Source organism: Bradyrhizobium sp. AUGA SZCCT0177 (assembly GCF_018130125.1).
Taxonomy (GTDB): Bacteria; Pseudomonadota; Alphaproteobacteria; order Rhizobiales; family Xanthobacteraceae; genus Bradyrhizobium.
The window spans coordinates 1-12,997 of the sequence record NZ_JAFCMA010000066.1 but is presented as its reverse complement, the minus strand read 5'-3'; the positions used below and the strand labels follow the sequence as shown (position 1 = coordinate 12,997).

12 protein-coding genes are annotated in these 12,997 nt (G+C 56.4%); 5 read left to right on the top strand and 7 right to left on the bottom strand.

Annotated elements, in window-relative coordinates; translation table 11 throughout:
- Positions 1-93: 93 nt before the first annotated feature.
- Positions 94-1,074 (bottom strand): ABC transporter substrate-binding protein, encoded by a 981-nt coding sequence (locus JQ597_RS37255; RefSeq protein ID WP_212270353.1) that lies wholly within the window; start codon positions 1,072-1,074, stop codon positions 94-96.
- 192 nt (positions 1,075-1,266) lie between these two features.
- Positions 1,267-2,253 (bottom strand): ABC transporter substrate-binding protein, encoded by a 987-nt coding sequence (locus tag JQ597_RS37250; protein WP_212270352.1) that lies wholly within the window; start codon positions 2,251-2,253, stop codon positions 1,267-1,269.
- Between the two features lie 172 nt (positions 2,254-2,425).
- Between JQ597_RS37250 and JQ597_RS37245 the strand changes: the two genes are divergently transcribed.
- From JQ597_RS37245 to JQ597_RS37235, 3 genes are all read left to right on the top strand, one after another.
- The gene (locus JQ597_RS37245) at positions 2,426-2,893 is read left to right on the top strand and encodes a hypothetical protein (RefSeq protein WP_212270351.1); all 468 of its coding nucleotides are present in this window, start codon (positions 2,426-2,428) and stop codon (positions 2,891-2,893) included.
- Between the two features lie 19 nt (positions 2,894-2,912).
- Positions 2,913-3,434 carry a DinB family protein gene (locus tag JQ597_RS37240; protein ID WP_212270350.1) on the top strand — a complete coding sequence of 174 codons (522 nt, stop codon included), beginning with the start codon at positions 2,913-2,915 and terminating at the stop codon, positions 3,432-3,434.
- 87 nt (positions 3,435-3,521) lie between these two features.
- Entirely contained in the window at positions 3,522-3,803 is a 282-nt protein-coding gene (locus JQ597_RS37235) for a hypothetical protein (RefSeq protein ID WP_212270356.1), read from the top strand.
- A gap of 321 nt (positions 3,804-4,124) precedes the next feature.
- Here the strand turns inward: JQ597_RS37235 and JQ597_RS37230 are convergent, their stop codons facing one another.
- Positions 4,125-5,957, bottom strand: a complete 1,833-nt coding sequence (locus JQ597_RS37230) for a PAS domain S-box protein (protein ID WP_212270349.1) — start codon at positions 5,955-5,957, stop codon at positions 4,125-4,127.
- An 824-nt stretch (positions 5,958-6,781) separates the two neighbouring features.
- Between JQ597_RS37230 and JQ597_RS37225 the strand changes: the two genes are divergently transcribed.
- Positions 6,782-7,741 (top strand): ABC transporter substrate-binding protein, encoded by a 960-nt coding sequence (locus JQ597_RS37225; protein WP_212270348.1) that lies wholly within the window; start codon positions 6,782-6,784, stop codon positions 7,739-7,741.
- Between the two features lie 250 nt (positions 7,742-7,991).
- Here the strand turns inward: JQ597_RS37225 and JQ597_RS37220 are convergent, their stop codons facing one another.
- From JQ597_RS37220 to JQ597_RS37205, 4 genes are all read right to left on the bottom strand, one after another.
- On the bottom strand, positions 7,992-8,540 hold the full coding sequence (locus JQ597_RS37220; protein ID WP_212270347.1) for an ABC transporter substrate binding protein: 549 nt from the start codon (positions 8,538-8,540) through the stop codon (positions 7,992-7,994).
- The gene (locus JQ597_RS38195; protein WP_349628941.1) at positions 8,431-8,685 is read right to left on the bottom strand and encodes an ABC transporter substrate binding protein; all 255 of its coding nucleotides are present in this window, start codon (positions 8,683-8,685) and stop codon (positions 8,431-8,433) included. The genes JQ597_RS37220 and JQ597_RS38195 overlap by 110 nt, the downstream gene beginning before the upstream one ends.
- Positions 8,686-9,525: 840 nt before the next feature.
- Positions 9,526-10,029, bottom strand: a complete 504-nt coding sequence (locus tag JQ597_RS37210) for a DUF1269 domain-containing protein (RefSeq protein ID WP_212270346.1) — start codon at positions 10,027-10,029, stop codon at positions 9,526-9,528.
- Between the two features lie 280 nt (positions 10,030-10,309).
- Positions 10,310-12,088, bottom strand: a complete 1,779-nt coding sequence (locus tag JQ597_RS37205; RefSeq protein ID WP_249148472.1) for an adenylate/guanylate cyclase domain-containing protein — start codon at positions 12,086-12,088, stop codon at positions 10,310-10,312.
- A gap of 581 nt (positions 12,089-12,669) precedes the next feature.
- Here JQ597_RS37205 and JQ597_RS37200 point away from each other — a divergent pair.
- A complete protein-coding gene (locus tag JQ597_RS37200) occupies positions 12,670-12,840 on the top strand; it encodes a hypothetical protein (protein WP_212270345.1) in 171 nt (56 codons plus the stop codon).
- The last annotated feature ends 157 nt before the right edge of the window (positions 12,841-12,997 follow it).

Below are 12,997 nucleotides of genomic sequence, written 5' to 3'. Positions count from 1 at the left end.
ACCCTCTGGTGACCAATTCCGGTCTTCCCCGAACAACGGACATCGTCGGGGGCGGTGGCATGTCTTAAAGGTGCCAATATCAAAACTCGCAAACTATTCGATCACCGAATCTACGACGGCCAGCAATGTCGGTGGGATGTCAAAGCCGAGAGCCTTGGCAGTCTTGAGGTTCACTATCAGTTCAAGCCGAGCGGGTTGCTCAATGGGCAGATTGCCGGGCTTCTCCCCCTTTATGATGCGATCGACATAGCTAGCCGCTTTTCGCACCATGATGGGCACGTTGGGACCATATGACATCAGCCCACCTTCATCGACGAACTCGCGCCAACCGTACATGGTGGGTAGACGCCGCTGGGCGGCTAACTCGACAATGCGTTTCCGATTCAAAACCGCAAACCCGTGGGTGAATACGATCAATGCATCGGCGCGCTCGCGGACGGCTGTGTCGAAGCACTCACTCAGCTCGTCCAGATTCCGGGCCGCCAACGCTTGGAGCGTCACGCCGAGAGTCCGAGCAGCAGCCTCGGTCTCTCGCATTTCCAGCGTCGTCGCAGGCTCAGCTGGGTTGTAAAGGATGCCAATGCGTCCGTTTTTTGGAAATGCTCGGCCCAGAACTTCGAGGCGTTTGGCGGCCAGATCGGTCGACATATAGGAAAAGCCGGTAATGTTTTCGCCTGGCCGCGCGAGGTTCGACACTACCCCGTTCCCCACGGGATCTCCACTGAACGCGATGATGATCGGCACAGTGTTCGTTGCGGCTTTCGCAGCCCAGGTTGCAGGTCCCAACGCGATGATCACGTCAACTTTGCTCGCGACCAGTTCGGCAGCAAGGCTTGGTAGACGCTCGAAGCGTCCGTCGGCCCAACGATAGGTAATTGTGGCCGTTTGCCCATCGATGTGTCCGAGCTCTCGAAGCGCACCTCGGAATTCTGTTACTAGCGCATCATCAGCCGCGGCATAATTGAGGATACCGACGTTGGGCACCCGAAGCTCCCGGCCGGATTGCTGCGCGCGGGCTGCGAGAGGCCATGCGACCGCCGCACCGAGGAGCCTGACGAAATCGCGCCGTCGCATTGCCTCCTCCGGGATTTTAGGACCGGGCATCGGAGGCTCAAACTAGCACACTTTGCGGCTGGCCGATGTCCGTTGCGGGTCAATCGCGTCACTTTTAACAGGCTCCGCGAACTTCCGGTCTTCCCCGATCAGCAGACATGGCCGACAAGGCGCGGCAGGTCCGGTTCGTGCCAACACCGGAAGTCGCGAATCCTATTCGATCACCTCGTCGGCGCGGACGAGCAGCGATGGCGGCATTTCAATGCCAAGCGCTTTGGCCGTCTTGAGGTTGATCACCGTCTCGAATTTTGTAGGCAACTCGATGGGCAAGTCTGCTGGCTTTGCGCCCTTGAGGATTCGGTCTACATGCATCGCAGCCCGTCGATACATGTCCGGGAGATTTGCGCCATATGACATCAATCCGCCAGCGAGCGGATACTCCCTGAACCCAAACATAGCGGGGAGCCTGTGTTGGGTAGTCGCGGTCACAATTTCCTTAACGCGACCGGCGAGAAATGGGTCTGTAGCCACTATTACGGCATGAGGCCGTTTGCCTGAGATGGCGCTTATTGCGTTATCCAATTCTTGCGCGGTTCGCGCCTCAAAAGGATCGATCCTTACCCTAAGGGAAGGGGCAACCCGTTCCGCCTCTCGCAGAAAGTTCACATTGAATGGGTTCGCAACATTGTAAAGCAGGGCGATGTGTGAAGCCCACGGCAGTGCTTCTTTAAGTAGCTCGACGGATTTTCTGGCGTATGCCTCCTCGTGCGCTGTGGCTAGACCAGTAGCATTACCGCCCGGTCGGGCGAGACTTTGTGCTACACCTGCTCCGATTGGGTCAGTAACCCCAACAAATACGATCGGCGTGACGCTCGTTGCTCTATTTACGATTGCTGCCGGTGTCGTACCTCCGACGACAAGAAGGGTCGCGCCTGCCGAAAGCATTTCATCTACAACGGCTGCTAGTAGGTCGTAATTGCCATCGGCGTAATGCCAGACGATGGCGATGCTTTGGCCCTCGATGTACCCGTGCTGCCGCAGGCCGTCCTCGAAGGCCGTAACATTATCAATAGCTGCCAAAGCGGATCGGGGAATGATTATGCCGATCTTGGGAATTCTCGGTCTTTCCTGCGCGCGCGCCGCCAGTGACCACGCGGCAGCCGCCCCACCGAGATGAATGATGACATCGCGCCGTCTCATGCAGCCCTCCAATGAGGCTCAAGACCACGCTAGATCCAGGTTGAAGCATACCACATCGCGGCATGGGTAACGTCATTGGAAAAAACCGAGGTTCTATCAGCGCTATTCTTTGTAGACAACTGGAACTAATCTGGTCTGGCCAGATTAATGCCGCGAGACTCGGGAAAGATTGATGAAACGCGGCTTCTATTTCTTGCTGATGCTTGTCTGGTTACCATCAGCAGCAATGGCGCAGTCGGTTGACTGGCAGCGCTTCGTTGTTCCGGAAAGCGGCGCGGTGGTGGATATCCCGACGGCGGTTTTTTCGAAAGAGGCCGGAAAACCAGAAAGTGGATACGGGCGGCTTTTTCAGACATCGGATGGTCGCGCAAAACTGACGGTGCAGTCGATTCCTAATGTAGCGGGCGATTCACCTGCTGTCTTTTTGGCCAAGAAAAACCCGCCACCTAACATCGTCTACAAGAAAATCACACCTCGATTCTTTGCAGTGTCCAGCTTCCGCAATGACAATATCTGGTACAATCGCTGCAATTTCTCAGGCCGTCTTGTGAACTGTGTGCTGATTTCCTATCCCGCATCAGAAAAGCGTCAGTGGGATGCGATTGTAACAAGGATCAGCAATACCCTTTCCAGCCGATGATTAGTTAGGAGGCAGCCGGGTGATCACTCAGTTTCGTCAATTGGCTGCATATAATCGCTGGGCCAATTCACGCCTGTACGCTGCAGCATTTGATCTATCCGACCAAGCGTATCGACTTCACATCGGCGTCTTCTTTGGAAGCCTTCATGCAACCCTCAACCATCTGCTCCTGACTGACCGGCTGTGGATGAAGCGGTTGACGGGTGAAGGCGATCATCCGAACCAACTTGACGAAATTCTATATGACAATCGCAAGGAACTAACTCAGGCTCGCATCGCTGAAGACAATCGGATTATTGCACTGATCGATACCTACGACGACGCCAGTTTGTCCATTTCCCATCGTTATCGAACCACATCTGGAATGCCGCACTCTCAACCCCTCGCGGACATTCTGCTTCATCTCTTCAACCACCAAACGCATCACCGAGGCCAATGTCATGCCTGCTTAACGATCCTAACTGGCGATGAGCCGCCTTCACTCGACCTACTAGGGTTTCAACGTGGCGGTACTGCTCCATCACTGGAAAAACTACTATAAGTGTTGATGCAGCCCCTTCCGAAATTGGGCTTCTGCATATAACGGGCAATTATTGTGAGTGATCAACGGCCAAAAGCACGAAATAGCTTGATCGACGAGACCCTTTTGATGGTTCAAGACGTCTCTTCCGATTCACCCAAGGCAGAAATTCCAAGCGCGGGTGTGCAGGCGGTTCTTCGTGATGCACTGTCCTTGGTATTATCACCGAAAGAGAGACTTGCGATTGACCGCGCGATGATAAAACGGCGAGTGGAGAAATTCAGAGCAAACCAGCAGAAATTTCAGCGAGAACGGGAAGAATATTACAACAGAACGATGGAAGCGGCTCAAGCTACTCAATTTGCCCCGCCTAAATTTACAAGCGAATGACTTCTGATCAACTGACGCAACTCTTCGAAAGCAGGACGTGACACGCGAACCTGCTACTTGATCTCGACCTTGTTTGAAACGTTCTTGGCAGTTGATTGGACGATGATCGTTCACGATCCGATACGTCGTTTCAAGTTGGGAAGGGTGTGCCAAGCTTCCGGGCTCGTTCGCGAATGTGATCGATCGACCGGCCGAATATGGCGGCAGCGCGCGCAGCCGATGCTCCGCTTGCCACAAGCGCCTTGAGACGCTGGCTGTCATCGTCGGTCCCGGGGCCGGTTTCTTCGGGAGCGCATTACGTCTTAGGAGACCAAGCAGTAGCTACAGGTAACGAGCTTTCGCGGCGGCAGCGTAAGGAATGGGAAGGGCTATCGAGCAGCGAAGCCCTATCGGATCAAATTGGACGGTTACTTGTCCGTCAAGATCTTCAGCTAAGGTGCGTTCGAGAAGCGTAGATCCAAAACCGCGTCGTGTCGGCACAGAAACCGGAGGTCCACCCGTTTCAGACCAGAGTATGTGGACTTGCGGCTCCGCACCGTGTATTCGCGTCCATTCAACGTGGACCTGGCCGTCATTGGTGGAAAGCGCTCCGTATTTCCTCGCATTCGTACACAGCTCATGAAAAGCCATCGCAAGAGAAACGGCTTGTTTCGGCGACAGTAAAATCGTCGGCCCCGTGAGGAATATTTGACCTGCGGTTGTGCCCTTCGAGTCGAGGGTCAGCTCAGCAAGCTCCGCCAACGAGGCGTTCTCCCAACTTGCATGCGTGAGCAGATCATGCGCCTGCCCCAGTGCAACGAGCCGTCCTTCAAAGGCACGCCGCGCCAAGACTGGGTCGACGTTCTTATTGAAGGATTGATGCGCAATCGCTTGAACAACTGAAAGGGTGTTCTTGACGCGATGGTTGAGTTCGTCCACGAGTAGCTCCCGAGCCTTCTCAGCTTCCTGCCGCTCGGTGACGTCAACATTTGCCCCGATCATTCCCAAAAACTCGCCAAGCGGGGAGAATCGCGGATGCGCTCGTGCTTCGAGTGTACGATAGCGTCCTTTCGCATCGAGGTAACGAGCTTTCAGCGACACCATACTCTGCTTTTCTATAGCGGACGCGACTTCATCGATCACGATGGCTTTGTCTTCAGGATGCAGCGTGCTGCTCCACTCGAATGCTGGAACCTCCTTTTCGGAAACGCCCCAGAATTCGCGAAGCATCTGATTGAGATGAACGCAGCTACCCTTCTCGTCACTGATCCAAATCATCACAGGTGCGTTCTCGGCCATTAGCCGAAAACGTTCTTCGGACGCGCGAAGTTCGATCTCAGCCTGCTTCTCTGCGGTGATGTCGTGTGCTACGCCGATAAATCCTATGTGATGCCCATGCTCATCGAACCTGGGCCGAGAGACGGCGTTTACCCATCGCCAATCGCCATTTCCCCGAGCGATTCGTATTTGTACTGGGAAGGGGTTGCCGGATGCAGAATTGGAGTTCGGTACCAGTGTCCGCAATTGCTCGGGCTCTGCTAATTGGGCAGCGTCGTCCGGGTGCACACGGCTGCGCCAATCGAGCTTTAGCGCCTCGTCGTGGCTGAGTGCGAAGAAGTCAGAATAAGCTTGGTTCACGAAGGAGCGTTCGCCGTTGAGCTGAGTAACCCACATTGGAATAGGTGCACTATTAGCTATTGACCGAAATCGCTCCTCGCTCTCCCTCAGAATCCGTTCCGCAAGTTTCGAGTCCGTCACATCGAAATGCGCGCCAATTAAGCGAACGGGCCGACCATCCGAATCACGTTCTATTTGAGCCGCAACGCGTACCCATCGCGTCTGACCGTCACTTGGCCTAACGATGCGGTATTCCGCCGAGTAGAGTTGGGTCGCACCGGCCAAAGCATCCAGAAATTGCTGTTCTGTCGGTATCCGATCTTCGGGATGTATACGCGCAACCCAACTCTCATGAGACTCATTAGTGGCTGTTGGGGGGAGGCCGTGGATCGCTAGGTATTCTGGAGATCTCCGATTGCGATATCCGTCCCTCAGGTCAACTTCAACTCCACCAATGCCAGCAATCCGATGAATGAGAGCGAGCTCCGACTCGCGCGCCTGAAGCGTGCGGATCAGCTCATTTACGTCCTGGTCGGCGTCTATTACGAATACACTCAACTATAAGCCTCAATAGCCATCCCTGCAGAATCACCGAGCTTGGCCTATCAATCAACTTCGGCCAGGGTTGACGGTTCCATCGGTGCGCTTAGACCAGCTTAGGGCCCGTGATTGATGCGGTAGTTCGTCGGTTGCGGAGTCGTGGGCATGACTCCTGACTGCGAAAAGAACCTTATGGCAGCCTCTCATCGGCCGCATATGTTGAAAGTCAAATTGCGTCAGTATGGTCTCTCATTCAACATACCGTTCGCGACGCTGCAGGAGTTAAGGATCGCACTGCCCGAAGGGATACTATCAAAGGAGCTGATGTTGGCAGCGTCGGATGGGCTCTTGCCATACAAAGTCCGACGAGCATGAAGCATCATTCCAATCACCGGTTTCTTGCTTTGCGTGAAGGTCCGTCAGAGGAAAGCCTCCATGAGCGACTAAAAGCCCGTCCGGAAAAAGCAACGCCCGAGGTGCATTTGCGAATATTCGACCTGCGCAGTATGCGACAGCTCAACGCGGCGAATGCCATACTGATTGATGAGCGAGCAGACTGCCGCGGGCCCAAACGCAGACATTGCTATATCGCATCCGAGATCGATTTTGCGACGGCGCGCGCCGAACTGATGAATATCTGGGCGAGCGGACTGGGGGTGCGTTTCTTCACGGTGATGACGACTTCATCAGTTCGGAGTGGCGTTTCGGGGCTGTCAGGACCCAACGGACGTCGCCCGTCGATGAGGGGTCGGCAATTTCGTTACTCAACCCCGTTCCAATCTCCTATTTGCTGGCCCATAGTGCGGCTGGACGCGGCCCCTGGGGCGCGGTGAGTTGATCCAATGAGACGGCCTTATCTGATCGCAGGATTGCTTTTGGCGTTGCTCGGGACGCCAGCTTTGGCCGCGGTGAAGCAAATAAGCATCTTGCACAGCGGCTTTCCAAATCGCACGCCGATCCACCTTCTGATTGAAGCATTGCGCGCGCTCGGTTATGAGGACGGCAATACGGCAGCGATTGAACTACTTGGCGGGGAAGGAGACGCCAAACGGCTAGACGCGCTGGTAGCGGGCCTTGCTTCCAAAAAGCCGGATGTGATCGTAGCGCTTACCTCGCCAGCCGTCCTCGCGTTGAAGCGGGCCGGTGTCGGAACGCCCGTCGTCTTCGCATTCGTCACTGACCCGGTGAGGCAGGGGATCGTTTCGAGCCTTTCCCGGCCGAGCGGCAATTTCACGGGCGTCACTTACAGCGAGGCGACGCTCGGCGGTAAAAGGCTGGAGCTGCTGCTCGATGCCCTTCCAGGCACGCGGCGTGTCGCCGTAATATGGAGCCGAGCATTTTCCGAGAACGCCGCCATTTTCGACGTCATCCGGCAGGCGGGGCAGGCTCGGGGGGTCGAGGTTTTCTCCCGGGAGGTGGAGGGTGCGCAAGACCTCGCGCCTGCCTTCGATGACGCCAAAGGCTCGGGTGCGCAGGCTCTCATCTTCCTTACCGACAATTTGATGTTTGGGCGGCGCAAGGAAATCGCAGCGTTGGCACTTTCTCACCAGCTGCCATCAATCCATTCGTTTGCACCTGAAGCCAGGGATGGTGCATTAATGTCGTACGGCCCCGACTTGGCTGAGAACTATCGGCGTGCTGCGGCGCTCGCCGACCGCGTTCTCAAAGGCGCGCGTCCGGCTGATTTGCCGGTCGAGGAGCCGACGCATTTTACCCTGTGCGTCAACCTCAAGACTGCGAAGGCGCTCCGCCTCAATATTTCTCCTGCTCTACTTGCCAGGGCTGACGAGGTGATCGAATAGGAATTCTGTTCTGTTGCGGTGCATAAGGCTTGGCATTTTTCGGACCTGGTCGGTCAGCTTGTTGATGTCCATTCGCCGCGCGCTAAAGCGGTACGTGCTGGGAACATGATCGGAAGGACGTATAAGAGAGCAGCGAAACACCGCACTCGTCTCATAGCTCAGGCGGGCAAATGGGACTGGCGGAGTTGCAGTCCGTTGTGGTGTGTCTCTTTGCTGCACTTCGATTCCGGCCTTACGGGCCCTCACCGATCTACTGGATCACGCGGTCCGCCCGCTTGAGCACCTCGGGCGGCATCGTGATGCCGATGTCCCGCGCCGTATTGAGGTTCACGATTAGCTCGTAGGGCGTAACCCTTTCCACCGGAAGCTCGCCCGGGTTGGCTCCCTTCAAAACTTTATCGACGTACACCGCCATGCGGCGGATCGACTCGACTTGGCTCGTTCCATAGGCGAGGAGGCCCCCAGCGCCGACCCGGGACGGTGCAAAGATGGTGGGAAGCCGATCCCTGGCTGCTAGCTCGGCGATCCTCTTCGCATGAACCCCTACTACCGGTTCTTCCAGTATCAGCAGAGCGTCGGCGTGCTCTTGCCTGAATACAGCGAACGCTCCTTCCAGGTCCGGATTCGGCGCTGCCACTCGGAGGCGCAGAGTCTGGAGGCCCATTGCTTGTGCCTCTGCCTCGCTGGCCTTAATCAAGGCCTCGGAGACGCCTTGATCGCCCAGCAGAGCCACGCGCTTGAACCCAGGAATCGCCTCCTTGAGGAGACTCGAGCTGCTTCTTAGCTTGCTGCGGGTCAAAGCTCGTCGTGCCTGTGAGGTTTCCGCCAGGCCGCTCCAGATTCGCGACAACATTGTCTGCCACCGGATCGACTACGACGGCGAAGACAATCGGGATATTCTTGACCGCCTTCTTTGCGGCCCGCGCCGTTACGGCACCCGTCACGGCGATGATGTCCAAGTTGAGACGGACCAGTTCGGCAAGAATCGCTCGTACTGCCCTTCCGCGAATCGTGGCTCGATTGCGATGTTGTGGCCTTCGACATAACCGAGGTCGGCAAGTCCTTGTCGGAATGCCTCGAAGTGGGGCGCTGACCGGTCCACAGGATTGAGAAACCCAACCCGCGAGACTTTGGTGGCTTGCTGCGCCTCGGGCGAGCCGCCTGCCAGAAACACTATCAAAGCCGTGACGATTGCGAACGCGATTCTCTTAGGACGCAAGGCTGCCTCCCGATCACGCTGTTGACGATCCCACTGTACGCCTCTGCTTCAACGAGAACAACTAACTCTGAACCGCAACCGAACCTCAAGTCTTTCGGAATCGGAAGCTATTGGCACCTTTGAGACTGCATTGAGCAATGTCCGCTTTCCCATCTCGGACATTGGTTCTGGCCGGACATCGGCCCATTTTTCTGCTAATAGACATCGATTCCCCCGGGCCGAGGTGCGTCTTGGGCCCGGCGAGGATGATCGTTGGAGAGCTTGACACCCAGACCCGGAATTAGAGAACAAAATCGGAAGTACCGACAGCGTTAGGGCCGGGCTCATCTGGCTGGAGTAAGCCATCCTCGTTCGGCCGACTCTAGAGCCGTTACCGATTTTTGCTCACGTCCAATCATCAAGGCAGATTACCAGCCGACACACGACATGTCCGCTCTGGGTCAATCGCGTCACTTTGACAGCGCGCCGCGAACTTCCGCTCTTCCCCGATCAGCGGACATCGCCGATCAGGGTGCGTCAGGTCCGAAAAGACCCAAGGCCGGAAGCGATCCCCCCAATTCAGCGGCTAAGCCGGTACCGCCGCTTTGACCTCCGCTAAGGCCGCTTGCAACGCGGCTTCCTTGGTGTGGTCGAGAGAAGTCTTGAGTACCGTACCGCCTTCGCCTTTGAGCCGGTCAAGAACCTTGTCCGCCGTGACCTTGCGCACCAGTACGAAGAGCGCAGCGGTTTCTGGTTGAATGGCAGCAGCAGTCTCCTTCATCCATTTGTCGTCAATGCCAACATCCGTCAAATATCCACTGAGCGTACCGGACGCTGCGCCAAGGGCAGCGCCAACCAACGGCATCAAAAAGATCAAGCCGATCAGCGAGCCCCAAAAAGCACCACCAACCGCACCTGCAGCTGTGGTATTGATTAATTGATTTAGTTTGATGTTTCCTTTGCCATCTTTCACCGCGACCACGGCATCGCCGAGTTCGATCAGATAGTCCTTCTGCATGGCCAGCAGCTTCTGACGAACTTCCTCGGCCTTTGCCTCGGTTGGGAATGCAATCACGATAAGATCGCTCATTTTTTCTGCTCCTTTAGCCGAAACATCCGCGCAGATACATCGTGATGCAACCACTCGCCTCTTGCAATGCAAAAACGGCAACCATCGAAGGGTTCAAGCATTTGCCCCTCGGGAGGCTTGATGTCTGTTGCGGGTCATTCGCGTCGTTTTGACCGGACCATGGCGACTTCCGATGTACCCCGATGAACGGACCTTCTTAGGGGAGCGGGCACGTCTCAAAGGTGCCAATAGCATAAGTCATTCGATCTTCGTGGCTACCGGCGGACATTAGCTGCGATCGTCAATCGGGCAACCCGGCTCGCCGCAGTCCATCTGCGTATCGCGCAAAATCTTCGGCATGCTGGTAAGGGCCCAGGACATCTTTAAGATTTGAAATACGTAGCGTGGGATTGAGCTGCCGCAGCCGAGCCATTGCCTTGTGTGCTTGGTCCGCCCGTCCGGCCATTGCGTGGCTCGCGGCAGCTTGGCGTAATGCGGGTTGAAGTTCCGGATTGTCCTGCAATGCTTTTGCAGCCCACGATGCCGCCTCATCATAGTGGCCCAGGAGGAAGTGTGCATACGCGGTCCCACTTCGCATACGCCCCGCCGTTGGATCGACTGGGCTCAGGCGCATAGCTCGCGCGAAGCGCTCGATGGCCGCTTCCGGCTCGCCAAGCCAGTTTTTGGCCCAGCCGCCGTTAGACCATGCCTCGGCCAAATTGGAATTGAGCGCAAGCGCTCGATCGATCAAGGTGGCGCCTTCCCAAAGATCGCAGGCAACATACATCAATGCGTACCCGCTGGTGGCGAGAGCGATCGCGTCATCCTTGCCTAACTCGACCGCTCGTTGAGCAAACCTTGTCATCTTAGCAATCTCGTTCGGTGTGTTTGTAAAATAGCCATTGGCCTTGGCATAGACGTAGCAATAGGCCGCACGACCGTAGGCAGATGCAAAATCAGAGTCTAGCTCGATCGCGCGGTTGAACAGATGCAATGCCTCGTCGTTCGCTAGTCTATTAAACTGATAAAGCCTGGCCAGACCGCGCAAATAGAGGGCATAGGCGTCGAGACTTTCGGTTGGCTGGCGCTTGGCACGCTCGATCTCGGCTTTTTCCACCGCTGGCGCAATCGCCCCGACAACGCTCTCAGTCACCTGGTCTTGCAGATCAAAGATGTCGCTGAGACCACCATCAAACCGTTCTGCCCAAAGATGTGCCCCCGTGGCGGTATCGACGAGCTGTCCCGTGATGCGCACCCGGTTGGCCGCCTTGCGAACGCTGCCTTCCAACACGTAGCGCACCCCAAGCTCGCGCCCGACCTGCTTCACATCGACGGCGCGCCCCTTGTAGGTGAAGCTCGAGTTGCGGGCGATGACGAACAGCGCCTTTAAATGAGACAGCGCCGTGATGATGTCCTCAACCATTCCATCAGCGAAATAGTCCTGTTCCGGATCACCGCTCATGTTGCTGAATGGCAGAACAGCGATGGAGGGCTTGTCAGGAAGGGCAAGGGCGGGCTTCGATTCTGGCAAAACTGTCGTTTTCGATTCCTTCGCGTCAGAAACCGCGAACACTTGCACCGGTCGTGCGATGTTCTTCAGCGCGATCTCGCCCTTGTTGTCGAAACACACATCGATCCGGTCACGGACCTGATCGTGAACAGCACGAGAGATCGAAATGCCTCCCGGCACAGCGATGCTTTCGAGCCGCGCGGCAATATTGACGCCATCACCGAAGATATCATTGTCGTCGATGATGATGTCTCCCAGATGGATGCCGATGCGGAACTCGATCCGCTTGGCCCGGGGTATCTCCGTGTTCTCGCTAGCCATGTCGCGCTGAACTTCGACGGCGCATCGCGCTGCATCGACGGCACTGGCAAATTCGACCAGCATACCGTCGCCAGTGGTCTTGACGATGCGGCCGCGATATTTGGCGATTGTGGGGTCGACAAGCGTTTTTCTGAAAGCCTTCAGTTGCGCAAGCGTGCCTTCCTCGTCGGCACCGATCAAGCGGCTATAACCGGCGACATCTGCCGCCAGGATAGCCGTCAGTCGCCGCTCTACGGGCTCGCTGCTCAAGACGCATCCCCGCTCGGGAAGCTAGATGACCATCATAGCAGCATCGTGGGCCCCTGTCCGGCCAGAACCAACGTCCGAGTTGGGTCAATCGCGTCGGTCTGACGGTCGGCCAGCCACTTCCGGTCTACCCCCGTCAACGGACATCGCCAGATCGTCTCGGCTCTTCCGCTTCGCGCCAACAGGCGACGTGGATCGCATCGACACGGGGATCACCGCCCCTCATAGTCCGCAAACCTACTTGCTCAAACAGTCCCCCAGGTTGTAAATTTCAGGCATGACCGTTGACGGCTGGGGTAAATGACGACTCAGAGGGCGCACTACAAGACACGCCGGTGGACGGCTGAAGAGGACGACGCCTTGCGGTCTCTCGTCCACGCCGGAAGGGACGCGCGCTTGATCGGCAAAGAGCTGAAGCGGTCATTCATGGGCGTCCAAGCTCGGGTGAAGAAATTGAAACTCACTTTGGTCTCAGAGCAACGCACGAATTACGGTGAAGGAAATTTGTGGCGATGGGCCATCAAAACGAACCCTTCAGAGCGCTTTAAGACAGCGAAGGAATCTGTCTCGGTGAGTGTGAAGAAGTGACGGACGCCGAACTGTATCGGAACAATGCTGACGACTGCCGGCTACGATCCCTGCAAGCTCGCACGCCAGTTGATAAGGCGAATTGGCTCAAGATTGCCGAAGAGTGGCAAAAGCTGGCCGAGGAGGTGGATGCAGCCACAGCAGAACGCAACGGATCGAATGAATGAACCGGGTTCGTCGATTCTACGAAAAAGTTCCGTATGGCCAATCGTCTACTCGCGTGGCTTGCGCAACGAGCAAGGCGGCCTTGTCTAAATCGCTGCCCGCTGCTGAGTGGGTTGAAGATAAAACCTTCAACGCAGGCGATGCTATTCTCGCCGATCC